This window comes from Pseudonocardia sp. ICBG601, assembly GCF_020496245.1.
In genome coordinates, this window is record NZ_JAHLJA010000039.1 from 44728 (window position 1) to 68888 (window position 24161).

Annotated in this window: 20 protein-coding genes and 4 pseudogenes; 9 read left to right on the forward strand and 15 right to left on the reverse strand. The window is 75.0% G+C overall.

Going from position 1 to position 24161, the window contains the following annotated elements; genetic code table 11:
- Positions 1 to 28: 28 nt before the first annotated feature.
- Positions 29 to 938: pseudogene (locus tag KPL57_RS14630) on the reverse strand (IS5 family transposase); the annotation flags it as partial.
- A 28-nt stretch (positions 939 to 966) separates the two neighbouring features.
- Between KPL57_RS14630 and KPL57_RS14635 the strand changes: the two are divergent.
- Positions 967 to 1683: an SRPBCC domain-containing protein gene (locus KPL57_RS14635; protein ID WP_226352041.1), complete on the forward strand. Its 717-nt coding sequence runs from the start codon at positions 967 to 969 to the stop codon at positions 1681 to 1683.
- Between the two features lie 621 nt (positions 1684 to 2304).
- Here the strand turns inward: KPL57_RS14635 and nadD are convergent.
- Both nadD and KPL57_RS14645 read right to left on the reverse strand, forming a co-directional pair.
- A complete protein-coding gene (gene nadD / locus KPL57_RS14640) occupies positions 2305 to 2898 on the reverse strand; it encodes a nicotinate-nucleotide adenylyltransferase (protein WP_226352042.1) in 594 nt (197 codons plus the stop codon).
- Positions 2899 to 2907: 9 nt separating this feature from the next.
- Positions 2908 to 3522, reverse strand: a complete 615-nt coding sequence (locus KPL57_RS14645; protein WP_226352043.1) for an alpha-ketoglutarate-dependent dioxygenase AlkB — start codon at positions 3520 to 3522, stop codon at positions 2908 to 2910.
- Between the two features lie 62 nt (positions 3523 to 3584).
- Between KPL57_RS14645 and KPL57_RS14650 the strand changes: the two genes are divergently transcribed.
- Positions 3585 to 4136 (forward strand): DUF998 domain-containing protein, encoded by a 552-nt coding sequence (locus KPL57_RS14650; RefSeq protein WP_308252876.1) that lies wholly within the window; start codon positions 3585 to 3587, stop codon positions 4134 to 4136.
- Between the two features lie 180 nt (positions 4137 to 4316).
- Here KPL57_RS14650 and KPL57_RS14655 read toward each other — a convergent pair whose 3' ends face one another.
- On the reverse strand, positions 4317 to 4613 hold the full coding sequence (locus KPL57_RS14655) for a hypothetical protein (protein ID WP_226352044.1): 297 nt from the start codon (positions 4611 to 4613) through the stop codon (positions 4317 to 4319).
- A 154-nt stretch (positions 4614 to 4767) separates the two neighbouring features.
- On the reverse strand, positions 4768 to 5820 hold the full coding sequence (locus tag KPL57_RS14660) for an ABC transporter substrate-binding protein (RefSeq protein ID WP_226352045.1): 1053 nt from the start codon (positions 5818 to 5820) through the stop codon (positions 4768 to 4770).
- A gap of 254 nt (positions 5821 to 6074) precedes the next feature.
- On the opposite strand from KPL57_RS14660, the gene KPL57_RS14665 reads away from it, so the two are divergent.
- Positions 6075 to 6971, forward strand: coding sequence for a hypothetical protein (locus tag KPL57_RS14665; protein WP_226352046.1), 897 nt, complete (start codon positions 6075 to 6077; stop codon positions 6969 to 6971).
- A gap of 18 nt (positions 6972 to 6989) precedes the next feature.
- On the opposite strand, the gene KPL57_RS14670 is transcribed toward KPL57_RS14665, so the two are convergent.
- Complete coding sequence (locus tag KPL57_RS14670; RefSeq protein ID WP_226352047.1) at positions 6990 to 7541, reverse strand: TetR/AcrR family transcriptional regulator; 552 nt, start codon at positions 7539 to 7541, stop codon at positions 6990 to 6992.
- A 128-nt stretch (positions 7542 to 7669) separates the two neighbouring features.
- Complete coding sequence (locus tag KPL57_RS14675) at positions 7670 to 8038, reverse strand: SPW repeat protein (protein ID WP_226352048.1); 369 nt, start codon at positions 8036 to 8038, stop codon at positions 7670 to 7672.
- Between the two features lie 181 nt (positions 8039 to 8219).
- Between KPL57_RS14675 and KPL57_RS14680 the strand changes: the two genes are divergently transcribed.
- The gene (locus KPL57_RS14680) at positions 8220 to 8894 is read left to right on the forward strand and encodes a hemerythrin domain-containing protein (RefSeq protein ID WP_226352049.1); all 675 of its coding nucleotides are present in this window, start codon (positions 8220 to 8222) and stop codon (positions 8892 to 8894) included.
- Here KPL57_RS14680 and KPL57_RS14685 read toward each other — a convergent pair.
- Together KPL57_RS14685 and KPL57_RS14690 are read right to left on the reverse strand one after the other, a co-directional pair.
- Positions 8855 to 12202, reverse strand: coding sequence for a BTAD domain-containing putative transcriptional regulator (locus KPL57_RS14685; RefSeq protein ID WP_226352050.1), 3348 nt, complete (start codon positions 12200 to 12202; stop codon positions 8855 to 8857). The two genes, KPL57_RS14680 and KPL57_RS14685, sit on opposite strands and share 40 nt — an antisense overlap.
- A 53-nt stretch (positions 12203 to 12255) precedes the next feature.
- Positions 12256 to 13569: a VWA domain-containing protein gene (locus KPL57_RS14690; RefSeq protein ID WP_374203716.1), complete on the reverse strand. Its 1314-nt coding sequence runs from the start codon at positions 13567 to 13569 to the stop codon at positions 12256 to 12258.
- On the opposite strand from KPL57_RS14690, the gene KPL57_RS69720 reads away from it, so the two are divergent.
- The gene (locus KPL57_RS69720; protein WP_226352051.1) at positions 13543 to 13725 is read left to right on the forward strand and encodes a hypothetical protein; all 183 of its coding nucleotides are present in this window, start codon (positions 13543 to 13545) and stop codon (positions 13723 to 13725) included. The two genes, KPL57_RS14690 and KPL57_RS69720, sit on opposite strands and share 27 nt — an antisense overlap.
- 121 nt (positions 13726 to 13846) lie before the next feature.
- Here the strand turns inward: KPL57_RS69720 and KPL57_RS14700 are convergent, their stop codons facing one another.
- The gene (locus KPL57_RS14700) at positions 13847 to 14716 is read right to left on the reverse strand and encodes a serine protease (RefSeq protein WP_226352052.1); all 870 of its coding nucleotides are present in this window, start codon (positions 14714 to 14716) and stop codon (positions 13847 to 13849) included.
- A 164-nt stretch (positions 14717 to 14880) separates the two neighbouring features.
- Complete coding sequence (locus tag KPL57_RS14705; RefSeq protein ID WP_075311319.1) at positions 14881 to 15774, reverse strand: MoxR family ATPase; 894 nt, start codon at positions 15772 to 15774, stop codon at positions 14881 to 14883.
- Positions 15775 to 15873: 99 nt separating this feature from the next.
- Between KPL57_RS14705 and KPL57_RS14710 the strand changes: the two genes are divergently transcribed.
- The 4 genes and pseudogenes from KPL57_RS14710 (at position 15874) to KPL57_RS72145 (ending at position 22125) form a co-directional block, all read left to right on the forward strand.
- The gene (locus KPL57_RS14710) at positions 15874 to 18000 is read left to right on the forward strand and encodes an ATP-dependent DNA helicase RecQ (RefSeq protein WP_226352053.1); all 2127 of its coding nucleotides are present in this window, start codon (positions 15874 to 15876) and stop codon (positions 17998 to 18000) included.
- A 59-nt stretch (positions 18001 to 18059) separates the two neighbouring features.
- Positions 18060 to 18494 (forward strand): nitroreductase/quinone reductase family protein, encoded by a 435-nt coding sequence (locus KPL57_RS14715; protein WP_226352054.1) that lies wholly within the window; start codon positions 18060 to 18062, stop codon positions 18492 to 18494.
- A 63-nt stretch (positions 18495 to 18557) separates the two neighbouring features.
- Positions 18558 to 19337 (forward strand): annotated as a pseudogene (locus KPL57_RS72140) (BTAD domain-containing putative transcriptional regulator); the annotation flags it as partial.
- 2296 nt (positions 19338 to 21633) lie between these two features.
- On the forward strand, positions 21634 to 22125 hold the full coding sequence (locus tag KPL57_RS72145) for a DUF4333 domain-containing protein (RefSeq protein WP_226352059.1): 492 nt from the start codon (positions 21634 to 21636) through the stop codon (positions 22123 to 22125).
- 85 nt (positions 22126 to 22210) lie between these two features.
- On the opposite strand, the gene KPL57_RS14730 is transcribed toward KPL57_RS72145, so the two are convergent.
- The 4 genes and pseudogenes from KPL57_RS14730 to proB all read right to left on the reverse strand — a co-directional run.
- Entirely contained in the window at positions 22211 to 22501 is a 291-nt protein-coding gene (locus KPL57_RS14730; RefSeq protein WP_226352055.1) for a hypothetical protein, read from the reverse strand.
- Complete coding sequence (locus KPL57_RS66490) at positions 22449 to 23090, reverse strand: hypothetical protein (RefSeq protein WP_264198130.1); 642 nt, start codon at positions 23088 to 23090, stop codon at positions 22449 to 22451. Before KPL57_RS66490 ends, KPL57_RS14730 begins: the two co-directional genes overlap by 53 nt.
- A 64-nt stretch (positions 23091 to 23154) precedes the next feature.
- Positions 23155 to 23469 (reverse strand): annotated as a pseudogene (locus tag KPL57_RS72150) (protein-L-isoaspartate O-methyltransferase); the annotation flags it as partial.
- A gap of 41 nt (positions 23470 to 23510) precedes the next feature.
- Positions 23511 to 24161 (reverse strand): annotated as a pseudogene (gene proB / locus KPL57_RS14740) (glutamate 5-kinase); the annotation flags it as partial.

Sequence of the window (24161 nt, forward strand, 5' to 3'; positions counted from 1 at the left end):
ACCAGAGCCCGCCGGCACCACCGCTAAGAGCGTGTTTGGAAATTCTAGTGGGTTGAGGGTGTCGTGTGTTTCTGCTGGCGGGTGGCGGGGTATCCACGGGCGATGCGGCGGGTGATGGTGTTGATCGCGGCCCAGCGGATCATGGCTTCGGATGTGGTGGGGTGGCGTTCGTAGTCTCGGGCCAGGCGTCGGTGTGCGGTGAGCCAGGCCAGGGTCCGTTCGACCACCCACCTTCGTGGGAGGACGGTGAATCCGCGCTGCTCGGGTGGCTTGCGGATGATCTCGATCGTTGTCTGCAGGATCGTGGCGGCCCAGTCGAGCAGTCGCCCGGCGAAGCCGGCGTCGGCGTAGACGAACCGCACCCTGGTGCGCAGGTAGAGGTTGAGCAGGATCGGCTTGGCGCCGTCGCGGTCCTGTACCGAGGCCGAGCACACCATCGTGGTCAGCAGCAGACCGAGGGTGTCGGTCACGATGAACCGTTTCCGTCCGCCTGTCTTCTTCCCGGCGTCGTAGCCGCGGGAGTCCTGGCCGACGGTGTCGGCGCCCTTGACCGACTGGGAATCGATGATCCCCGCACTCGGCTCCGGATCACGGCCCTCGGCGATACGTAACTGCCCCCGCACGACCGGGAGGATCTTCTCGGTGACCTTCTGCTGTTCCCACTGGTTGAAGTACCAGTAGACGGTCTGCCAGGGCGGGAAGTCCACCGGCAACGCCCGCCAGGCACACCCGGTCCGCACGACATACAAGATCGCCCCCAGCACGTCCCGACGAGCATGAGCAACAGGCCGCCCCCGCCGCGCGAGCGGCGGTAACAACGGCTCGATCACCACCCACTGGGCATCACTGGTGTCCGAGGGGTACCGGCGCGGTCGTTCCTGCATGCCGACCACGATGGAGCACCCCAGCCGTGTCGACCATCCCGACACACCCACCATTTCCAAACACGCTCTAAGGAGCACCAACATGTCCAAGAACTTCGAGATCCGCAAGGCCGTCGTCCTTGAAGCCACCCCCGAGCAGGTGTGGCGAGCGATCGCCACCCCGGAGGGCCAGGCCGCCTGGTCCCCGGATCCCTACCAGGCGATGGACGAGATGGGGGTCGAGGCCACTGAGAACGAGCGTCTGATCGTACGCACTCCGGAGGCCGAGAACGGCGCCTTCCATGCGTTCGAATATCTCGTTGCAGCCGACGACGACAGCACCACTTCACTCACCTTCGTCCACAGCGGCTACCTCGGCGACGACTGGGAGGCCGAGTTCGACTTCGGCGAGATGACCGGCTACGGCTGGGACATGTACCTACACACCCTGGCCGAGTACCTGAAGCACTTCGCCGGACGGCCCGCCAACTTCGTCACCACCCAGGGGCCGCCCTCCTCTGCGACGCCGAACTCGTGGGCAACCCTCGAGAAAGCCCTCGGCGTCGAGGGGCCGTTCGAACAGGGGCAGCAACTGCGCCTCACCCCGCAGGGTCTGCCCGCGCTTGAGGGGGTGGTCGACTTCGCCTACCCCGCGTTCGTCAACTTCCTCGCACTGCGCACAGACGACGGCCTGTACCGCTTCCACGACAACTCGGCGATGGGCATGCCCCAGGCCGTGGGCCACTACATCTACGCCGACATCGACCGTCAGGCCACTGAGCAGGCCTGGTCGAACTGGCTCGCGCGCGTGTTCGCCTGACCGTCTCCCGCCGTCGTCCGCACGGAAGGCGAGTCCGACTCGACCTGCATTTCAGACGTTCAGCCGGAACGAATCAGCGCGATCCGCGGACCTGCGGCGTTCTCGATCTAGCATGCCCCGACCAGCGTGAACCTGCTCGAACGACTGTCGCTGTCTATCGCCGTTGGTGGACGCGCTGACGAACAGCTACCTCGCTGCGCGAACGCTCGGCAGACTGCCCCAATGTCGTCCGCTCCCCCACCGATCGCGGCCGTCATCGACGCGCTGGTCGACAGTCCGGTCCACCCCGAGGACGTCCGCGCTCTGGCGCCATCTGCTCCGGGGCTCTACGCCTGGTGGATGCCTCCTGCCATCCTGCCTGCTCTGCCGGGTCTTCCCCACCCCGTAGTGTCGGGCCTGAGGCTGCTCTACGTCGGCCTCGCGACGAAGCTCCGCGCGCGGCTCGCCTCAGCTCGCCGATGATCACCCTGAACACCTACGCGCACGAGTGGCCGGACGCCCTGGACCGCACCCGGACGCTCGTCGACACCGCGCTCGGTGCGGGTCTGCGCTGACCATCCGAGTCAGGTGATCTTGTACCGGATTTGTACCCGCGGGGGTACCCGTCAGAGAAACCGCAGGTCAGACGTCCGGATTCAGGTACAGACTGCGCTTGGAGATGTACTGCACCACCCCATCCGGAACGAGATACCAGACCGGCCGCCCCGAGGCCACCCGGTCCCGGCACTCGCTGGACGAGATCGCCATCGCCGGCACCTCCACCGTCGTCACCGACCCCTCGGGCAGGTGCCCGTCGGCCAGCTCGTACCCGGGCCGGGTCACGCCGACGAAGTGCGCGTAGCGGAACAGCTCGTCGACCTTGTGCCAGGACAGGATCTGCTGCAGCGCGTCGGCGCCGGTGATGAAGAACAGCTGCGCGTCGGGCATGGCGTCGTGCAGGTCGGCGAGGGTGTCCGCGGTGTAGGTGGGACCGTCGCGGTCGACGTCGACGCGGCTGACCGAGAACCGCGGGTTCGACGCCGTCGCGATGACCGTCATCAGGTAGCGGTCCTCGGCGGGCGAGACGTCGCGGGCGCTCTTCTGCCACGGCCTCCCGGTCGGTACGAAGATCACTTCGTCGAGGGCGAAGCGGTCCGCCACCTCACTGGCGGCGACGAGGTGGCCGTGGTGGACGGGGTCGAACGTCCCGCCCATCACGCCGATCTTGCGCTGCATCGACGCAGACTATGTCGGCCCACCGCCCGCCGGCATCCCCGGATACAGGTGCCGGAACTGGACGCTGATGCGCGGCCCGCTGCGCGCCACCTTCGGCACGCTGTGCTGCCAGGTCCGCTGGCACGTCCCGCCCATGACCAACAGGTCCCCCGAGGCGAGCGGGAACGACACCGAGGCGCCGCCGCCGGTCGGGCGCAGCCGCAGCGGCCGCGTCGCGCCGAGGGCGACCAGTGCGACGACGGCGTCGGGCCGCTCACGGGCGACCCGGTCGCCGTGCCAGGCCACGCCGTCGGCGCCGTCGCGGTAGAGGTTCACGCCGATCTGGGTGAAGGCGTGGCCGTAGCGCTGCCCCAGCGTGCAGCCCATGTCGCGCAGCCGGCGGGGCACCGTGTCGTCGGGCAGCACCCAGCGGTGAGTGAGGCGCGGTTCGTCGACCACGCGGTCGTACATGCGGCGGCGGTGACCGCGGAACGGCACGGTCGCGCGCAGCAGCGTGAACAGCTCGTCCGGGTCGGGGACCCAGCCGACCGCGACGTCGACCCACGCTCCGTCGGCGAGCTCGTGCCGGTACGCCGGGGCCGCACTCCCGGCGGTGAAGAGCGAAGCCTGCCCGCCGACGTCCACCTCGGGAACGCTACGCCGGATCGAACGAAAGTTCGAGTGGCGGCTCTGCGACGATCTTCGTCATGTCCTCGCGTGCCGACGGTGCCGTGCTGTCCTACCTGGGTCTGCGGCGCGCCGTCGGCGTGATCGGGATCCTGCTCCCGTTCGTACTGGTGGGGGGCGACCTGGCCCTCGGCGGCGACGGACTGCGGGACTCGATCAGCCGCTACTACTACTCGCCGATGCGCGACGTGTTCGTCGGCTCGCTGTGCGCAGTCGGCGTCTTCCTCTACTGCTACCGCTACGACCGGCCGGACAACCGGCTCGCCAACGTCACCGGGACGGCGGCCATCGCCGTCGCCCTGCTGCCCACCCGGCCCGACGGCGCGGCGACGACGGCGGCGACCGTCGTCGGGTACCTGCACCTGGCCGCGGCGACGGTGTTCTTCGCGGGCCTGGCCTGGTTCTGCCTGGCCCTGTTCACCCGCGGGGAGTCCGGAACCCCGGGCAAGGCCGCACGCAACGTCGTCTACCGGGTCTGCGGCGCGACGATCGTGGCCTGCCTCGTGCTGGCCGCACTGGACGCGGCGCTGGTGCCCGACGCCGTCGCCGAGCGGTTCCACACCCTGTTCTGACTGGAGGCCGTCGCGATCCTGGCGTTCGGTGTCGCGTGGTTCGTCAAGGGCGACACGATCCTCAGGGACCAGCCGACGGAGGACCCGGCGCCGGTGATCTGACCGCCTCCGCAACGACGGACGGGCCGGTCCGGACACCCCTCGGGGGTCCGGACCGGCCCGTCACGGGGCCGGGTTCGGTCAGCCGACCGGCAGCGACGGAAGCGACGGGAGCTCGCCACCGGTGGCACCGGTGACCAGGTCGACGACGCTGTCCAGCGGGGCCGGCAGCGCGAGGTCGTGCTTCTTGTCCTCGTGCTTCTTGTGGTCCCACTTCTTCTGGTGACCCTTGTCCTTGTCACCCTCGTGCTTCGAGTGACCCTTGTCCTTGCCACCCTCGTCGTAGCCGGTGCCGCCGGCGAAGGCCGCGGCGGGCGCCGCGACGGCCAGGGGGAGCAGCGCTGCACCGACGAGCGCACCGCGAACGGACTTCCGCATCTCACAACCTCCATGGTTGATCGTTGGACCGTCGCACACGGTCTCGGCTGCTCAACGAGGACGGACGGGCCCCGCAACGGCCGTTCACCCGTTAGCGTCACCAGCACGAATAACCGATAGTCAGGTGTCGACTACGGCAGCCGGGGGATCCGGCTCAGCTGCGCGAGCGGGCGGCCGCCTCGGCCAGGATCGGCAGGTAGGCGTCGAGCACCCAGGGGATCGACAGGACCGACGGCGCCGAGCTCGCCACCACCCGGTCGGCGCCGACGACCGGGGCGAACCCGCCGCGGGCCATCGCCGGCAGCAGCTGGACGCCGGGCGCGGTGCGGAACGCCTGTTCCTCGGCCTGTGTCGCGAAGAAGCCGATGACCAGGTCGGACTCGACGCGCGAGAGCAACTCGCCGCTCACGGTGTAGTAGACCTCCCCGCCGCCCGGGGCGTTCTGCTCGACGTAGGGCGCCAGGGTGAGCCCCAGGTCGGTGACCAGCTGGACGCGAACGTCGCCCGCCCGGAACACCCCGAGCGCACCGGCGTCCATCCCTCCGGTGTAGACGAACGTGGCTCCCGCCAGCTGCGGGTACCGCTGCGCCGCGGTGCGCAGCCGCTGCCCGGTGGAGTCGATCAGCTGCTGGGCCCGTGCCGGATCCCCGAACACCTGACCGGCGATGCGGGTCTGGTCCCGCCAGCCGGTGGAGTACGGGGCGTCGGGATAGGCGACGGTCGGGGCGATCGCCGACAGCTGGTCGTACTCCGCCCGGCTCAGCCCGGAGTACGTGGCCAGCACCAGGTCCGGGCGGGCCGCGGCGACCTGCTCGATCGGCGTCGCCGACAGGTCGTCGGAGCCAATGACCTGCGGGAACGGGCCGCCGTGCGCGGTGATCGCGTCGCGCACCCAGGGCAGCACGCCCTCGGCGTCGCCTCCGTAGACGGTGCGCGGGATCGCCACCGGCAGGACGCCCATCGCCAGCGCGACGTCGGTGTTCGCCGCGCTCAACGTGACCACGCGCTGCGGCCGGTCCGGGACGACCGTCTCCCCCAGTGCGTGCCGCACCGTCACCGGGTAGCCCTCCGCGACCGCGCCCCCCGCCCCCCGCCCGTCCTGCGGCCGGGCGCCGCACCCGGCGAGGACGAGCAGGCCGGCGGCGCCGGCGAGAACGCCACGACGGCTCACGGAACGGGCGGACAGGGGTGCTGCAGCGAGCGGCACGGCGAACCTCCTCAGATCAAAAGGCAAGCCTAACCTGACCACCCGCGACGCCGAGCCCTACGCCGAGTCCCGATCCTGCGACACGGGATACGGCTTGCGACACGGGTTCGGACCCCGTGCCGGAAGCCGGATCCCGTGTGGGACGGGCTCGGGTCGGCGGTCGTTCTGGTCGCTCGGCGCGCCGAGGGCCGCATCCGCCGCGTGGGACGGGCGCCCCGGCCGGAGGGTCCGAACCCGCGGGTAACGTCGCGGCCATGCGTGCTCCGGACACCGGCGACCGGGCCGACCGCGACGCCGGCCCCCGCTCCCCCGCGCCCGGTCCCCCGGCCCCTCCGCCCGCATCCGGCGGACAGGGGCGGCCGTACGAGCCCGCGTCCCCGCCGCCCGTGCGGCCACCGGGGACACCCGGCCCGGTGGCGGCCCCGCCCGCCCCACCGGCACCCGAGGTCCGCACCGACGACCGGGCCGACAACGACCAGGCCGAGAACGTCAGGGCCGACGACCGGGCCGACGGCCTACGTGACGGGCAGCCGGCCGCAGCCACCGCCGTCGTACCGGCCGGGCCGTGGCCGACTGTGCGGCCGCCGTCGCTGCGGGCCGTCATCCTCGGCCGGGTCGCAGCGGGGGTCGCGGCGGTGTGGTTCGGCGTCGTCTACTCGATCACCACCGACGTGCACGCCCGGGCCGACCACCTGCTGGCCGCGATCGTCGTCGGCGGGCTGCTCAGCCTGCTCGGTGTGGTGCTGCTGTGGCTGTCGGCGTCGCGGATCCCGGTGCGGGTCGCCCCGGCCCGCGGGCCGGACATGGGGCTGGTGCGCGACCGTGCCGCGGCACGGAAGGTGCTGCGATCCGGGGGCACGCCGGACGGCGAGCAGCGCAGGCTGATCGCCGTCGACGTGCTCGCCGACGCCCGCCTCCCGCAGGTCACGGGCGCGGTGTTCGCGCTGCTCGGCCCGCTGGTGATGGCCGCGGTCAACGCCTCGGGGCCGCTCGGCTGGGCGGGGCCGCTGACCGCCGGGCTGATCGTGGTGGTGCTGGCCCTGCTGGGGTGGCGGACGTGGACGGCGCACGCGCTGCACCGGCTCGCCGACCGCAGGCACACCGTCCCGCGCTACGAGGAGTCCGGCGCCCCCTGGCGCCCCTGGCCCTGACCCGCCCGGGGAGCGCCGCTACAGGCCCGCGGCGACGAAGGACAGCTCGGCCTCCATGTCGGTGCGGTCGTCGTCGCCGTGCCGGTCGAGGGCGTAGCGGTGTCCGATCGCCGCGGCCAGCAGCCGCGCGGCGGCGCGGATCCGGTCCGGCGCCCCGCCGCCGGCGGCGAGGACCTCGTGCACCGCGTCCTCCAGCTCACCGGCGCGGCGCAGCAGCGCGTCGCGGACGACGGGATGGGTGTCGGCCTCGCGCCACAGCAGGTGGGACAGGACCGAGGACGCGTCGAGCGCCCGGTCCAGCGCGGCGACCAACGCCCGCAGCCCGGCGAGTGCGTCCCCGGCGACGGCGACGTCCGCCCCGCGCACCGGGTGCGGGAGCCGCTCGACGAGCGCCTCGAGAAGGTCGGGCTTGCGGCGGAAGTAGTAGTGCACCAGGCCCTTCGGCACTCCGGCGCGCTCGGCGATCCGCGAGGTGGGCGTCGCGTCGAACCCGTGCCGGGCGAACAGCCCCTCGGCAGCGTCGAGGATGCGGTCCCGGGCGGGTGCGTCCGGGTCGAGCTCGTGGTCCACGGTGCGATCCTCCCCCGGACGCGGCGGGGGCCGCGACCCCTGCGGGTCGCGGCCCCTCACCTGGTCGTCCGGCCGTCGGACGGTCGGTTCTGTCGGATCGATCGGCCCTGTCGGCCCTGTCGGTGCGGTCAGTGCGCGGCGAGCGTGCGGTGCTCGGCGTTCACCGCGGGCAGCGCCGAGGCCGCCACGACGACCGCGAGGACACCCGCCACCCAGGACGTCCACGACGCCCCGGCCAGCGCGCTGTAGCCCATCACCCAGGGGGCGAGGAACAGCAGCACGCCGAGTACACCGTGCACCCACTCGCTCGCCACCGAGCCGGGCACCGCGAGCGACCAGAGCGACGTGGCGGCGAGCACCACGCCCAGTACGACCATCGTCCACGCAGCGGCGGCGTTCGTCGTCGTCACGAGAGGCGAGAGGGCCGTCAGTACACCGATCACGAGAGCTGCCCAGTCCTGCCAGCGCTGCCAGGTACGACCAGTGGTCCCAGCCATCGTCAGTCACCTTCTCCTTGTGAGGTCCCTGTGGGGATACCTCCGGTCTACTCTTGATTGGCCGGCCGGTCAAGACCCGACGAACGGTGGCGCAAGTGACGTGCAAGTCCCCGGCCAGCGGGTGGGCGCACGGTCTGCGGTGTCGAGAGACCGACCGTCCCGAACCCGTAGGAGACCCCCGGTGACCACCGCCCGCGACACCCGTACCGCCGACCTGGTCGGCATCACCCTCGCCCACCGCGTCATGCGCGCCGACCTGCACCGCCTCACCGACGCCGCCCGCGCGATCGCCGACGTCGCGTCCTGCCCGGACCGGCGCGCCCGCGCTCTGCAGACCTGGCTGGCACACCTGGAGCACGAGATCCACGGCCACCACACCGCCGAGGACGAGATCGCCTGGCCGGTGATCGCCCGGCACGCGGGACACGCCGTCGACCTGGCCGAGCTCAGCGACGACCACGGCCGCCTCGACCCGCTGCTGGCCGCCGTGCGCGAGGCGGCGGCGGGAGTCGTCGCCGCGGCGGAGGGACCCGGCCGGGCGGGGGCGGCGACGCTGCTCGCGGACCGGCTGGCCGTGGTCCGCGACGAGATCGACGAGCACCTCGACGCCGAGGAGCGCGACCTGTTCCCGGTGATCGAACGCCACGTGCCCGCCGCCGACTGGGACGCGGTCGTCGCGCAGGTGCAGAAGTCCGGGCCGGGCCTGCGGTTCATGCTGCCGCGGATCGCCGCGGTGACCACCCCGCAGGAGTGGGCAGGGATGCGTCGCGAGGTCGGGCCGGTGGTCGTGCTGATGGAGCGGGTGCTGCGCGGCGGCTACCGCAGCCGCTGTGCGCTGGTGTTCGGCACGTCCTGAGCCGCGGCCCGTCCGAGCAGCCGCCGGGCGCGGTCGCGCCACACCGGGGCCCCGAGCTCCGTCGCGACCCGTTCGGCCTCGTGCAGGTGGCGGACCCGGGCGCCGCCCGCCGGGTCGAGCATCTCCTCCAGCGCGGCGAGCACCAGGTCGGTGGGGCCGGTCGCGATCGTGCCCGACGACAGCCCCGCCACCGATCCCGTCCACGGGCGGAGCCGGGCGCGGCACTGGTCGGCGACGGCGCGGTCGCCCAGCCCGACTGCCACCTCGGCGCGCACGCACGTCCACAGCAGCCAGTAGTAGCTGCGGGCGAGCTCACTGTCCGGAGCCCAGACCTCCTGGGCCCGGACCGGGTCACCCGCGTGCAGGTGGGCGAGCGCGAGGAAGTCCCCGAAGGCCGGCGGCAGGCGCGGTGCGACCGCGTCCAGCTCGGGGGCGAGTTCGCCGAGGCGGCCCTGGGCGTGGCGGACGGCGAACCGTCCGAGCAGCCCCATGAGCGCGGCGTTGACCTGCCCGGAGCCGCCCAAGCGGTCGGCGAGCACCGCGTAGCCCCGTTCGGCGGCGTCCAGCTCACCCGCGACGAGCGACCGCAGTGCCGCGAAGATGTGCGCCCAGCCGAGGGTGAACTCCAGCTGCCCGCCGGGGGCACCGGCGACGGCGGCCTCCGCGTGCCGCGACGCCGCGTCGAGGTCGTGGCGACCGGCGGCGACCATCAGCTGCAGGTGGTGGGCCTGCGTGCGGTAGCCGGCGTGCCCGGCCCGGCCGCCGAGCTCGGCCAGCTCCTCCCCTACCGGGGCCAGCTCGTGCCACAGGTCCGGGGCGAGGACCGCGAAGAACCGGGCGTTGAGCGCCCGGCAGCGCAGCAGCGGGTCGACCCCGCGCGCGGTGAGCGCCATCGCCTCGGCCGAGGCCGAGCGGACCCGGTCGTCGTCGTGCCCCTCGATCTCGAACACCAGGGCGGCCAGCAGCCGCACCCGCCGGTCGACGGCGTCGGGCGGGGTCGCCGCGAGCTCGGTCTCGATGAGGTCGATCAGCTCGGCGTCGATGTTCTGCCCCGGCCGGATGGTCCAGCTGACCGGGGTGTCGTAGCTGGTCAGGGCGGCACCGAGCCACTGCGGTGCGGCCACCCGCGCCCGCTCGACGGCGGTCCGGCGTTCGGTCAGGGCGGTGTGGCCGTCGCCGCCGCGGGCGAGCTCGGCGACCAGCGCGCACCGCAGGGCCAGCTCGTCGTCGACGCCGGTCCCGACCCGCCCGGCGAGCTCGACGGCGTGGCCGTGGAACCGGGCTGCCTCGCGGTGCGAGCCGAACCCCGCGGCGGCCGCCGCGGCGGCACGGACCGCGGCCAGGGCACGGTCCGGGGCGACGGCGGACCCGGCGGCGACCGCGTGGTGGGCGAGCGGCACCGGGTCGTCCGGCCGCCTGCGGCTGAGGATCGCGTGGGCCGCCGCGTGCAGCCGGGCACGACGCAGGTGCGGGATGTCGCCGTAGAGGGTGTCCCGGACCAGGTCGTGGGAGAACCGCAGGCGCCCCGGCTCGGGTTCGAGCAGCATCCCGCCGAGCACCGCGGGCTCCAGGGCGTCCAACGGGTCGTCGCCGTCGGCGGAGGCGGCGAGGTCGAGGGCGTCGTCGGTGTCCAGCTCCCGGCCCAGCACCGAGACCCTGGCCAGCGCGGTGCGGGTGCTCGCGGGCAGCCGGGCCACGCGTCGGCGCAGCACCTCGCGGACCCCGGCCGGGACGGCGTCGGCCGCGGCGGACGGGCCCTCGGCGGCGACGAGGCGCGCCAGCTCGCGGACGAACAGCGGGTTCCCGCCGGTCCGTTCGGTGATCCGGGCGACCAGCTCGGGAGTGGCGGCGGGCACCCCGTGCCGGTCCAGCATCCCGGCGACATCGTCCGTCGTCATCGGCGCGGGCTCGATGCGGTCCACGGTGGGCTCGGCGAGGGCGGCGAGCGCGGCCTGCAGCTCGGCGCCCGCCTCGGCCGGGCGCAGGCCCGCGGCGACGAGCACGGGAAGCTCCGCGGCGCCGGTGACGACCGCGCGCAGCAGCGCGAGGGTCTCGGACTCGGCGCGGTGCAGGTCGTCCAGGACCAGCAGCAGCGGTCGCTCCCGCCCGGCGACGGCGAGCAGCTCCACCACCGCCCGGGCCAGCCAGAACGTGACCTCGGCGCCGCCGGGTCCGGCCGGGGAGCGCAGTGGCGCGAGCCGCTCGACCAGCTCGGCGGGCGGGTCGTGCGCCGTGACGAGGGCGTCGACGATCTCCCGCCACGCCCAGGCCGGCGGGGCGCCGTCGATCTCGGGGCAGCGGCCGGTGACGGCCGTCCAGCCGTCGGCGGTCGCGGCGGCGGCGAACGCGGCGAGCAGCGCGGACTTGCCGGCGCCTGCGTCGGCGGCGACGAGCACCAGCTGGGCACCGCCGCGGGCCCGCTCCGCGGCGGCCGCGAGCCTGCCGAGCTCGGGCCCGCGCCCGAGCAGCGACGGTGTCCTCGCCGGCGGCTCGGCCGGCGCCGGCCCGGGTGGCCGCGCCGCCGGGAGGACCGCGGGCGCGTCGGTGCCGCCGGCCGGGTCGCGGTGGGCGAGCACGTCCGCCTCGATCGCGCGCAGCCGGGGCCCGGGGTCGACGCCGAGCTCGTCGGCGAGCAGCCGCCGGGTGCGGGAGAGCACGGCCAGCGCGTCGGCCTGCCTGCCGGTGCGGTACAGCGCGACGGCCAGCAGCCCGACCGCGTCCTCCCGCAGCGGGTGCTCCCCCACCAGCGCCGTCAGGTCGGGGACGACGGCGTCGGCCCGGCCCAGCCGCAGCCGAGCGCGGGCCCCGCGCTCGAGCGCGACCTGACGCAGCTCGTCGAGGCGTTCGGCCTCGGCACGCGCCCAGGAGGCGTCGGCGAACTCGGCGTAGGCGGGCCCCGCCCACAGCGCCAGGGCCTCGCCGAGCAGGGCGTCGGCCCGGTCCGGCGTGGCCGCGGCGGCACGGTCGAGGAGGTCGGTGAAGGCACGCGCGTCGAGCCCGTCGGGACCGAGTGCCAGCGCGTAGCCGGGTGGGCGGCTGACCAGCACCGTCGGGACCGCGCGCGGGGACCGGTCGGGTTCGAGCAGCCGCCGGAGCCGGGAGACGTGGACCTGCAGCCCGCCGTGCGCCTGCGCGGGCGGCGCGCCCTGCCACAGGTCCTCCACCAGCGTGTCGACGGCGACGACCTCACCACCGGCCGCGGCGAGCCGGGCCAGCAGCTCGCGGCGGCGACCCGAGCCGACCGCGACCGACGTGCCGTCGGCCGTCACACGGAGCGGGCCGAGGACCCGGACCGTGACCTCCTGCACGCGGGGAATCTAGGCCCACGGTGCCGCGCGTGTCAGCCCCCGTGACCAGGCGGTCAGACCGGCAGCAGCGCCTGGACGACGTCGGTGAGCTGGGCGGCGGTACGGCACTCGTGCATCGGGAGCACCTCGCCGTAGCGGGTGGCGGCCGAGTCCCCGGAGCCCCAGCTGCGCTCGGGCTCGGGGTTGAGCCAGTGCGCGTGCCGGACCCGCCCGGCCATCATCGCCAGGGCCCGCAGGTTGGGGTCGCGGTAGTTGGTGCGGCCGTCGCCGAGCACCAGCAGCGACGTCTTCGGGGTGAGCGCGTCGCCGTGGTGCTCCAGGAAGTCGCCGAACGCGCTGCCGTAGTCCGAGTGCCCGTCGAACGCGGTGAGCGTGGCCTCGCGCAGCACCCGCTGCATCACCCCGGACAGCTCCGCACCGGGCTCGAACAGGTGCGTGACCTCGTCGGTGCGCTCGATGAACGCGAACACCCGCACCTTCGAGAACTGTTCGCGCAGCGCCTGGACCAGCAGCAACGTGAAGTGGCTGAACCCGGCGACGGACCCGGACACGTCGCACAGCAGCACCAGCTCGGGGCGGCCGGGGCGCCGGACCTTGTGCGCCGGGTCCATCGGCACGCCGCCGGTGGACATCGACCGGCGCAGCGTGCGGCGCAGGTCGAGCTGTCCGCGGTTCGACCGGCGACGCCGCGCCGACAGCCGCGACGCGAGGCGGCGGGCCAGCGGCTGCACGGTGCGGCGCAGGTCGGCGAGCTGGGCGGCGTTCGCGGTGAGGAAGTCGACCTGGTCGGTCTGGGTGGGGGTGGTGGTGCGGGCGATCTGCTCGCGGCCGCGCTGCTCGGCGGTGCGGCGGCGGACCTCCTCGCGGACGACGTCGCGGAAGCGGGCGATGCGGTCGCGGATCTCGCGGCGGCGGACCTCGGAGACGAAGTCGGTGTCCCCCTCCTCGCGCAGCCCGTCGAGGATCCGGGCGAGCAGGGTGTCCGGGGACAGCGCGTTGAGCGCCTGGTACGCCGACCAGTTGGGCTTGGCCGTCTGCCCGCGGACGCCCTGGCCCGCGGCGCCGGAGTTCCCGATCGCGTCGACGGCGGCGCGGGCGAGCTCGCGCAGGGTCTCCTCGTCGCCGTCGCGCAGCAGGTCGGCGAGGATCTCGCGCAGCGCGTCGACGTCGACCGGGCCGGTGCCCTCGCCGGACTCGTCGTCGATCCGCGGGACGTCGACGTCGGAGGACCCGGCGCCCAGCGCGGGCGGGAACCACAGGTCGAACAGCGCGTCGAAGGTGTCGCGCTGCCCGGAGCGGCGCAGCAGCGCCGCGGCGAGCCCTTCCCGCAGCTGGTCGCGGTGCAGAAGGTCCAGGGCGCCGAGCACGCGGGCCGCGTCGACGGTCTCCCCCGGGCCGACCGCGACGTGGTGGCGGCGCAGTGCGGAGACGAAGTCGACGAGGTGCCCGGGCAGGCCGTGCTCCGGGGCGAGCGCGGCGGCGGGCGGATCGTCACCCGTCCATCATGCGCGACGCGCGCGTGATCAGCGAGAGTGGTCGGCCAGCCCGCCACTGTCGGAACATGCGCCGACGCTCCGGCCGAGCCGCCGAGCCACGACCGGAGCGCCGGGGTGCACCGCGGTCCCACACCGCGGGAGCTTCCGCCTAGAAGGCGGGGTCGATCGGCACCGGCTGCGGGGTGAAGGGGCGGTCGCCCTCGACCAGGCGCAGAGCGCCACCCAGACCGCCGGGGCCGTTGGCGTAGTCGAGCATCTTCCGCAGGTCGCTGATGCCGTTCGTGCCGGGCGCCGGGGCCAGGTTCAGGGTCGAGAGCACACCGAGGGCGCGGCCGTCGGCGGTCAGGTAGCCCGAGCCCGAGTCACCGGGCACGCCCGGCGGGACGGTGATCACGGTGTGCGTCCAGCCGCCACCCGCGGTGCCGGTGGAGGTGCCGGTCTTGGGCCGCAGTGCACGCACGCCCTGGCGCAGCGAGGAGTTGCCGTAGCCGTAGACGACCCCGCCGGTGGCGACGCCGTCGGCCACCCCGGTCGGGCCGCCGTAGAACGGCACCGCGGGGCTCGTGCGCGCGGCGTCGTCCGGGGCGAGCTCGACCAGCGCGAAGTCGTTGAACAGGCAGGTGTCCGGGTCGGTCTCGCCCCGCTCCTGCATGCTCAGCCACGAGGAGTACGCGAGCCGGCCCGGTGCGGTGGCGCCCTCGACCTCGACCGGGGTGCCGAGCGGCAACGAGTCCGCCTCGCACCCGTCCACGTCGGTGGAGCTGCCGGTGCCCGCACAGTGTGCGGCCTGCCCGAGGTAGGTCGCGGACCCGTCGGTGAACACGAAGTTCGCGGTGCACTGGGCCCCTTCGGGCCCGGTGCGGGTCATGACACCCGGGTGCACGTCGATGTCCGGTGCCCCGTCCTGCGCCGACGCGGTGCCGGCGGTGGCGAGCCCGACCGCGAGCGCGGCACCGGCGGCCAGTCCGGCGCGCAGGAGACGGCGGGCGGTACGGGACGGTTCCGGGAGGGCGGTCATCGGTGGGCCTCCGGTCGCTGGGGAGCGTGTATCCGGCACAACTCGCGCCACCCGTCCCGGTTACGCCCGGCAGGCCGATCGATCCGATCTTCACTCCATAGGGGCGAAGACCTTGACGGCCGATCAGCGGTACGGGACTGGACCGTTCAGCGCAGGTGCACCGTTCAGTTCAGCCGGAGCTCGGCAGCGGCCTTGTCGGCGTCGGAGCGGTGCTTCAGGACGACACCGAGGGTGGCGCGGACGGCGTCGTCGTCGAGGGTGTCGAGGCCGAGCGCGAGCAGGGTCCGGCCCCAGTCGATCGTCTCGGCGACGCTCGGGGCCTTGCGCAGCTCCATCGCCCGCAGCACCCGCACGGTGCGCACCAGGGCGTCGGTGAGCTGCTCGGTCAGCTCCGGGACCCGGGTGAGCACGATCCGGCGCTCCAGGTCGGCGTCGGGGAAGTCCAGGTGCAGGAACAGGCAGCGGCGCTTGAGCGCCTCGGACAGCTCACGGGTGGAGTTCGAGGTCAGCAGCACGAACGGGCGCCGGTTCGCGGTGACGGTGCCCAGCTCGGGGATGGAGACCTGGAAGTCGGACAGGACCTCCAGCAGGAGGCCCTCGACCTCGACGTCGGCCTTGTCGATCTCGTCGATCAGCAGCACGGTCGGGTCGGTGCGCCGGATCGCGGTGAGCAGCGGACGCGGGAGCAGGAACTCCTCGGAGAACACGTCGTCGCGGGTGGCGTCCCAGTCCGCGCCGTCCTCGCCGCGCTGCCCGGCGGTGATCCGCAGCAGCTGCTTGGCGTGGTTCCACTCGTAGAGCGCCCGGGCCTCGTCGATGCCCTCGTAACACTGCAGGCGCACGAGCCCGGACCCCGTCGCCGCGGCGACGGCCTTGGCCAGCTCGGTCTTCCCGACCCCGGCGGGGCCCTCGACCAACAGCGGCTTGCCGAGCCGGTCGGCGAGGAACACCGTCGTCGCGACGGCGGTCGAGGCCAGGTAGCCGGCGTCGGCGAGCCGGGCGGTCACGTCCGCCACGGAGCCGAAGACCGGGCGGTGGGCAGGGCTGTCGGACGACACGCGATCATCCTGCACGCCCGGACCGCCACGCGTCGGACGGGTGGCCCGGCTCACACCCCGGCGGCCCGCGTCGGATCGTTGTCGGGGGTCGGGTCCACCATGGGTGCCGTGACCACCGCATCGAGCACCGACCTGCGCGAGCGCGCGGAGACCGTCCTGCAGCAGCTGGCCGGGCCGCAGGCCCGGCTGCGCGAGGACCAGTGGACCGCGATCGAGGCGCTGGTCGCCCAGCACCGCCGGGCCCTGGTCGTGCAGCGCACCGGCTGGGGCAAGTCCGCGGTCTACTTCGTGGCCACCGCGCTGCTGCGTGCCCACGGCGCCGGCCCGACGGTGATCGTGTCGCCGCTGCTGGCGCTCATGCGCAACCAGATCGACGCCGCGATCCGCTCCGGGATCGTGGCGGTCACGGTGAACTCGGCGAACGCCGACGAGTGGGACGCGGTCTACGCCGACATCGCGAACGGGGACGTCGACGTGCTGCTCGTGTCCCCCGAGCGGCTCAACAACCCCGACTTCCGCGACCGGGTGCTGCCGAAGCTGGCGGCGAGCGCCGGGATGCTGGTGGTCGACGAGGCGCACTGCGTGTCCGACTGGGGCCACGACTTCCGGCCGGACTACCGGCGGCTGCGCACGCTGATCGCCGAGCTGCCGTCGGGGATCCCGGTGCTGGCGACGACCGCGACGGCGAACGACCGGGTCGTCACCGACGTGTCCGAGCAGCTGGGGATCGGCCGGGAGGATCGGAACGGTGACCAGCAGGACACGCTGGTCCTGCGGGGGTCGCTGGACCGCGAGTCGCTCCGCCTGGCGGTGGTCCGGCTGCCGTCCCCGGCCCGGCGACTGGCGTGGCTCGCGGCGAAGCTCGACGAGATGCCGGGCGCCGGCATCATCTACACCCTCACCGTCCAGGCGGCGGACGACGTGGCCGAGTTCCTGCGCGAACGCGGGATCGCGGTGCGCTCCTACTCCGGGCGCACCGATCCCGAGGACCGCTTGGCCGCCGAGTCCGACCTGATGGAGAACCGGGTGAAGGCCCTGGTCGCGACCTCGGCCCTGGGCATGGGCTTCGACAAGCCCGACCTGGGGTTCGTCGTGCACCTCGGGGCGCCCGCCTCGCCGGTCGCCTACTACCAGCAGATCGGCCGCGCCGGTCGCGCGCTGGACCGGGCCGAGGTGGTGCTGCTGCCCGGCCGCGAGGACCGGGACATCTGGGCCTACTTCGCGTCGCTGGCGTTCCCGCCCGAGCCCCTGGTCCGCCAGACCCTCGCCGTGCTGTCGGACCGGCCCCAGTCCACCGCGTCGATCGAGACCCGCGTCGACCTGTCCCGCACCCGGCTGGAGATGCTGCTCAAGGTCCTCGACGCCGACGGCGCCGCGAAGCGCGTCAAGGGCGGCTGGATCGCCACCGGCCGGGAGTGGGTCTACGACACCGAGCGCCACGAGCGCGTGAACGCCGCCCGCCGTGCCGAGCAGCAGGCGATGCTCGACTACATCGCGACGACCGAGTGCCGGCTGGTGTTCCTGCGCCGCCAGCTCGACGACCCGGACCCGACGCCGTGCGGGCGCTGCGACACCTGCACCGGCACCGTCTGGTCCGACGAGGTGTCCGCCGACGGCGAGCAGGCCGCCACCGAGCGCCTGGCCCGGCCCGGGATCGAGGTGGCACCACGGAAGATGTGGCCGTCCGGGATGAAGGACATCGGGGTCCCGCTGTCGGGGAAGATCGCCGTGGGCGAGCAGGCCGCCACCGGCCGGGCGATCGGACGGCTGTCCGACATCGGGTGGGGCACGCGGCTGCGCGAGCTGGTCACCGGCGGCGACGACCCGGTTCCGGCCGACGTGCTCGACGCACTGGTCCGGGTGCTCGCCGGGTGGGGCTGGGAGCAGCGACCGGTGGGTGTGGTCGGGATCGGCTCGCGGACCCGCCCGCACCAGCTCGACCACCTCGCCCGACGGATCGCCGAGATCGGCAGGCTGCCGCTGCTCGGCACCCTCTCCCCCGTCGGCGAGCGTCCCGCGGCGGCGGAGAACTCGGCCCGGCGGCTGGCCGCGGTGTGGGAGGGGCTCGACGCCGCCACCGTGCCGGACCTGTCCGGGATCGACGGGCCGGTGCTGCTGGTCGACGACGTCGTCGACTCGGGCTGGACGATGACCGTCGCCGCGCGGGCGCTGCGGCGGGCCGGGGCGCCGGAGGTGCTGCCGCTCGTGCTGGCCGTCGCCGGGTGAGGTCTCCCGTGGAGGACGACGCCCACCGTCCCAGCCCTACCCGTCGGTAGGCTCGGGGCATGAACCCGCCCGACTTCGCACTCAAGGCCATGAACGCGGGCCATCGGCTGCTGATCCGGCTGACCGGCGGGAAGATCGGCCACTCGGCGATGGGGATGCCCGTCGTCGAGCTGACCACCCGTGGCCGACGCTCCGGTGAGCCGCGCACGGTGCTGCTCACGGCCCCGCTCCACGGCGACGGGAAGTACGTCGTCGTCGCCTCCCGGGGCGGCGACGACCGCCACCCCGCCTGGTTCCTCAACCTGCGTGCCGACCCGGACGTCGAGGTCGCCGTCCAGGGCGGCCCACGGGTGCCGATGCGCGCCCGGATCGCCGACCCGGCCGAGCGGGCGACGCTGTGGCCGCGGGTCACGGAGCGGTACCGCAACTACGCCGGCTACCAGCGCAGCACCAGCCGGGAGATCCCGCTGGTCCACCTGGAGCCGCGCGGCTGACCGGCCGCGCATCATCAGGGCAGATGATTCCGGGGGTCCGGATCACCTTCGTAGGGTCGGCACATGCCCGGTCCTGCCGTGCCCGTGGAGGCCGTCCCCCCGCAGGCGGCCCCACTGCAGCTCTCGGTCCTCGGCGGTGTGCGGGCGCGTCGTGACGGCGAGGACCTGGCTCTCGGTGGGCCGCGCCCGCGGGCCCTGCTCGCCGCACTCGTCGTCGCCGCCGGGCGTCCGGCCACCGAGGACCTGCTGATCGACGCCGTGTGGGACGGGGAGCCCGCCCCGGCCGCGAAGCAGGCGCTGCACACCTACGTCGCCCGGCTGCGGGCCGTCCTGGAGCCCGGACGTACGGCCCGCGGGGCCGCGACGGTGCTGGTCCGCGGCAGCGGCGGCTACTCCCTGGCCGTGCGACCCGAGCAGGTCGACGTGTGGGCGATGCGGGAGCTGGCCGCCCGCGGTGCCACCGCGCTGGCGCAGCGACGACCGCACGAGGCGGTGTCGGTGCTGGACCTCGCGCTCGCCACCGGCGACGGCACCCCCTTCGGCGACCTCGCCGACCGTGCCTTCCTCACGGCCGAGGTGGCCGCGCTGACCGAGCTGCGCGCCGGGATCCGCGAGGACCGGGCCGCCGCCGCACTCGCCACCGGCGAGGACCTGACGCTGCTCGACGAGCTGGCCGCGCTCACCACCGAGTTCCCGCTGCGCGAGCGCGCGTGGGAGCTGCGGGCCCGCGCGCTCTACCGGGCCGGGCGCCAGGCCGACGCGCTGGCCGTCCTGCGGACCGCGCGGGACCTGCTCGCCGAGGAGCTCGGCGTCGACCCGGGGCCCGGCCTCGCCGCGACCGAGCGGGCGGTGCTGGCCCAGGACCCCGGCCTGCTGCACCGGGCGCCCGCCGCCGACGCGCCGGCGCCCGCCGCCGGGGCCGCCCGCAGGCCGTTGCCGTCGCCGACGACGGCGCTGCTCGGCCGCGACGACGACCTCGACCGGCTGCGCGCGGCCCTGGACGCCCACCGGCTGGTCACCGTCGTCGGGCCGGGCGGGGTCGGCAAGACCCGCCTCGCGCTGGCCCTCGCCGCCGACGCGGGCGGCCCGGTGTGGTGGGCCGAGCTCGCCGACCTCGCCCCGGGGATCCCCGGCGCGCTCCTCGCCCCGGTCGTCGCGGAGGCCGCCGGCGTGCTCACCGCGCAGGGCGCCGGCCAGCTCGCCGCGGCCCTGGCCGACACCTCCGGCCTGCTGGTGCTCGACAATTGCGAGCACGTCCTCGACGCGGTCGCCGAGCTGCTCACGACGCTGCTGCCCGCCTGCCCCGGGGTGCGGGTGGTCACGACCAGCCGCGAGCCCGTCGACCTGCCGGGGGAACAGCTGCGGGAACTCGCGCCGCTGTCCCCCGCCGCGGCCGAGCAGCTGTTCCTGGACCGCGCGTCGGCCGCGGCACCCGGCGCCACACCGACCGGCGACGACCGGGCGCTCGTCGCCGAGGTCTGCGCCCGGCTCGACCGGCTCCCGCTGGCCGTCGAGCTGGCCGCCGCACGCAGCCGCACCCTGTCGGTCGGGGAGATCGCGGACGCCCTCGACGACCGGTTCTCCCTGCTCGTGGGGGCCGGCCGGGGCACCCCCGCCCGGCACCGCAGCCTGGAGCGCACGATCGCGCTGTCGGTCGACGACCTCGGCCCGGCCGACCGTCGACTGTTCGCCACGCTGTCGGTGTTCACCGGCGGGTTCGACGCGGCCGCGGCCGCCGCCGTCGCCGGGGCGCCGGTCCGCGACGGGCTAGCCACCCTCGTCGCGAAGTCCCTGGTCGGCGTCGACGCCGGTGCGCCGGGACCGCGCCGGTTCGCGCTGCTGGAGACCCTGCGGGCCTTCGGCGACACCCTGCTCGACGACGCCGGGCGGGCCGCTGCCCGCATCGCGCACCGGCGCTGGGTCCTCGACATCGTGACCGAGGCCGACGCCGCGTGGCTCGGCCACGACGCGGCCCGCTGGTTCGGGCGGGTCCGCGCCGAGCAGCCGAACGTCCGGGCCACCTTCGGCGCCGCGCTGGCCGACGGCGGCACCGCCGCCGTCGACGACGCGCTGCGCCTGGCCGGGGCGCTGGGCTGGTACTGGTACCGCTTCGGCCGGATCGCCGAGGGCATCGGATGGGTCACCGCGGCGCTGGCGGCGGCCGGGCCGGACGCCGACCCGGAGGCCGTCGGGCTGGCGCACGTCGCCTCCGGACCCCTGCGCTACCTGGCCGGGGACCCGGCGGGCGCGGCCGCCGACGTCGCGGCCGGGCTGGAGCGGATGGACCCGGCCCGGCACCCGACCAAGGTCGCCCGCGGGCTCGCGTTCCGCGCCTACCTGGCGGCGGCGACCGACCCGGCGGCCGCGCAGGCCCTGCTGGGCGAGGCGCTCGCGGTGTCGCGCGCCGCCGGGGACGGCCCCGGTGAGTCCGAGACGCTGATGGCCGCCGGGCACCTCGCGCGGCTCGGCGGGGACACCGCGACGGCGCTGGACGTGCTGCGGTCGGCGGTGGCCGTCGCGCGGCGGGCCGGGCACGGGTTCGCCGACGGGTCCTCGCGCTGGCACCTGGTGAAGACCCTGCTCGACCGCGGTGACGCGGCCGCCGCCCTGGACGAGGCGGAGTCGCTGGTGCGGTTCCTCGGCGGCGAGCCCGACGTGACGTCCTGGCTGGTCGCGACGCACACCCTCGCAGGCGCGCTGGGGCAGTCCGGGGACGGCGTACGGGGTGCCCGGCTGCTCGGGGCGGTGTCCGCGATCGACGGCGAGGTCGGCTACCGGCCCGAGGAGATGGACCCGCAGGACTCCGAGCGCGACGTCGCCCTGGTCCGGGCCGCGCTCGGCAGGTCCGCCGAGCGGTACGCGACCGCGTTCACCGAGGGCGTCGCGGGTGGGCGGCGACGGTCGCCGCGGTCCTCGACGAGCTCGGCGACGGCGACGGCGCCGCCCGGGCCGTGGGCCGCAGCGCCTGAGCCGGCCCCGAGGACGAGGCCGCCCTCTCCCCCGGAGCCCGCCGCGGGGGCCGCCTGGCGCACCCCTGCAAGGCCGCTGCAAGTGAACTGCCAGTGGTCCACCGCAGAGTTCGGCGGTGTTCGCCCCACCGGCCACCCGGGCCGCCGGGGCCACCACCCGAGGAGACACCGTGAACGCCGCCCTGCGCACCCTCGCCCGGCTCGGCCTCGCCGCCGCCGCGACGACCACCGTCCTGTTCGGCACCACGGCCTGCAGCCTCGCCTCCGTCCCGGCGGACAGCGTCGAGCAGCAGATCGTCAGCACGCTGGGCGCACAGGGCGTCGCCATCGACAACGGGAGGGCCGACTGCGCCGGCGACCTCGACGCGACCGTCGGAGCCACCCGGACCTGCGAGTTCCACTCCGGCGGCCAGCCGGTGGGTGCGGTCGTCACGGTCACCGCGGTCGACGGCGACGACGTGTCCTTCGACATCACCACCGAGCCCCGCCCGGTGCCGAGGGCGCTGCTGCAGGACACCGTCGGCTCGCTCGTCGCGCAGAACGCCGGCGTCCCGATCGACGCCACCACCTGCGACGGCGACCTCGCGCCCCCCACCACCGGCCAGGCCGTGGGCTGCCGGTCACCTCCGGCCAGGACTCGATCGACGTCCGCGCCACCGTGACCGAGATCCAGGGTGGCCTGGTCAACTTCGACGTCGAGCAGGTCTGAGCCGTGCGCTCACCCGGTCGGCCCACGCCGGGGCCCGCTCAGCCCCCGGCGTGGGCCGGACCCCAGCGCAGGGTCAGCCGGGTACCCGCACCGTCCACCAGCACCTCGCCCGGCCCGGCCCCGGGCGCTCCGGCGGCGCCGGTGGCGCTGTCGGCGCCGTCCCGGGATCGGCGAGCACGGGACCGGACGACCGCCTCGATGCGCAGGTCCGCCGCGTGCGGCCGGCCCGCGTCGACCCACCCCGCGATCAGCCCGGCCAGCCGCTCGGCGGCGAGGTCACCGTCCGGCCCGCAGGCCCGCACCGTCGCCTCCGGGGCCGCCAGCAGCACCGCGCACCCGTCGCCGGCGACCAGGCCCAGCGTCGCGCGGACGCCACCGAGGTCGAACAACGCCCGGCGCGGCCCCGCCCTCGTCCGGGCCGAACAGCCGCACCACCCCCGGGTCGGCGACCGCGGCCCACAGCCCGAGCCCGTCCCACAGGTCCGCCACCGTGCCCGCCGCGGCGACGGGCCGGTCGGTGCCCTCGCCGGTGGTCGCGCGGGCCAGTGCCCGCGGGTCCGGGTCGTCGGCGTCGTCGGAGCCGCAGGCGGGCTGCACCCGCCACCGTCCGTCGGGCAGCGAGACCTCGGCCCCCTGGTCCGCGCCCTCCCCGCGCAGCCGGACGAACGCGCAGCTGCGCACCGAGCTCGACCGCAGCCGTCCCGGGGCAGTGTGGACGAACGCCACCGACAGCTGGCTGCCGCGGACTGTGAGCGGCAGGAGCAGCCGTCCGCCGGGCGCGAGCTGGGCGACCCACTCCGGCCGGACGCCGGTGGAGCCGACCGTCAGCTCGATGCGGTCGTAGGGCGCCCCGGGCGAGTACCCGAGCGCCCCGTCCCCGGCGACGACGTCGACGCCGTCGAACCCGGCGGTGTCCAGGTTTCGCCCGGGCCCCGGCGACCAGGTCGTCGTCGATGTCGAGGGTGGTCACGGCTCCGTCCGGGCCGACCAGCTCCGCCAGCAGCGCCGCGTTCCAGCCGGCCCCCGCACCGACCTTCAGCACCCGGTGCCCCGGCGCGGCCCCCAGCTGTTCCAGCATGATCGCGACCATCGACGGCTGGGAGACCGAGCTGACCGTCACGCCGTCGTCGACCTTGATCGGGACGGCGACGTCGGCGTAGGCCTCGCCGGGGTCGAGGGCGGGCAGGAACAGGTGGCGCGGCACCGTCTCCAGTGCCGCGCGGACCGCGGGGGTGCGCACCCGGCCGGCGCTGACCAGGGACGCGACCAGCGCGGAACGGGCGCGGTCGGCCGACATGCGGGCATTGTGCCCCTGCCGCCGCCTAGAGCAGAACGAGGGTCGTCCGCGTGGACGAGTTCGCGCCGCTGTTCGGGGGGCAACTCGCGGCTCCGGCGGCCGATCATGTGCGGCAGCTCGGTCGCGTCGTAGGACACCACGCGCGCGGGCGATCGGGCGGCCGTACGGGGCGCGGAGCTCGACCACGTCCCCCGCGACGAAGTCGCCGGAGACCCCCGTGGACACACCCGCCGCGAGCAGCGAGCGACGCCGCTTCCGGACGGCCTCGACCGCGCCGTCGTCGAGGTCGAGGGCCCCCCGGACGTCGGCGGCGTGCCGCAGCCAGAAACCGGCGGGCGCTCATCCGGGTACCGGCGGGCGCGGAACACGGTGCCGACCTTCGGCCCGTCGTCGGTGCAGGCCAGGGCGTCGGCGATCCGGTCGGCGGCGGTCAGGAGCACCGGGATCCCGGCGGCCGACGCCATCGCGGCCGCCTCGACCTTGGTGGCCATGCCGCCGGTGCCCAGCCCTGACCCGGGACGGGTCACGCTGACCCCGGCGAGCTCGGCCGGGTCGTCGACCTCGGGGATCAGCGACGTGCCGGGGTCGCGCGGGTGGCCGTCGTAGAGGCCGTCGACGTCGGAGAGCAGCACGAGCGCGTCGGCGCCGACGATGTGCGCGACGAGTGCGGCGAGCCGGTCGTTGTCGCCCAC

What these genes read in the sequence shown, in the direction of transcription:
- KPL57_RS14650 (WP_308252876.1), top strand. Translation starts at nt 3,585, where the DNA reads ATGTCCTCGCGTGCCGACGGTGCCGTGCTGTCCTACCTGGGTCTGCGG.
- KPL57_RS14635 (WP_226352041.1), top strand. Translation starts at nt 967, where the DNA reads ATGTCCAAGAACTTCGAGATCCGCAAGGCCGTCGTCCTTGAAGCCACC.
- KPL57_RS14710 (WP_226352053.1), top strand. Translation starts at nt 15,874, where the DNA reads ATGGGTGCCGTGACCACCGCATCGAGCACCGACCTGCGCGAGCGCGCG.
- nadD (WP_226352042.1), bottom strand. Translation starts at nt 2,898, where the DNA reads ATGCAGCGCAAGATCGGCGTGATGGGCGGGACGTTCGACCCCGTCCAC.
- KPL57_RS14655 (WP_226352044.1), bottom strand. Translation starts at nt 4,613, where the DNA reads ATGCGGAAGTCCGTTCGCGGTGCGCTCGTCGGTGCAGCGCTGCTCCCC.
- KPL57_RS14665 (WP_226352046.1), top strand. Translation starts at nt 6,075, where the DNA reads ATGCGTGCTCCGGACACCGGCGACCGGGCCGACCGCGACGCCGGCCCC.
- KPL57_RS14715 (WP_226352054.1), top strand. Translation starts at nt 18,060, where the DNA reads ATGAACCCGCCCGACTTCGCACTCAAGGCCATGAACGCGGGCCATCGG.
- KPL57_RS14675 (WP_226352048.1), bottom strand. Translation starts at nt 8,038, where the DNA reads ATGGCTGGGACCACTGGTCGTACCTGGCAGCGCTGGCAGGACTGGGCA.
- KPL57_RS14700 (WP_226352052.1), bottom strand. Translation starts at nt 14,716, where the DNA reads ATGACCGCCCTCCCGGAACCGTCCCGTACCGCCCGCCGTCTCCTGCGC.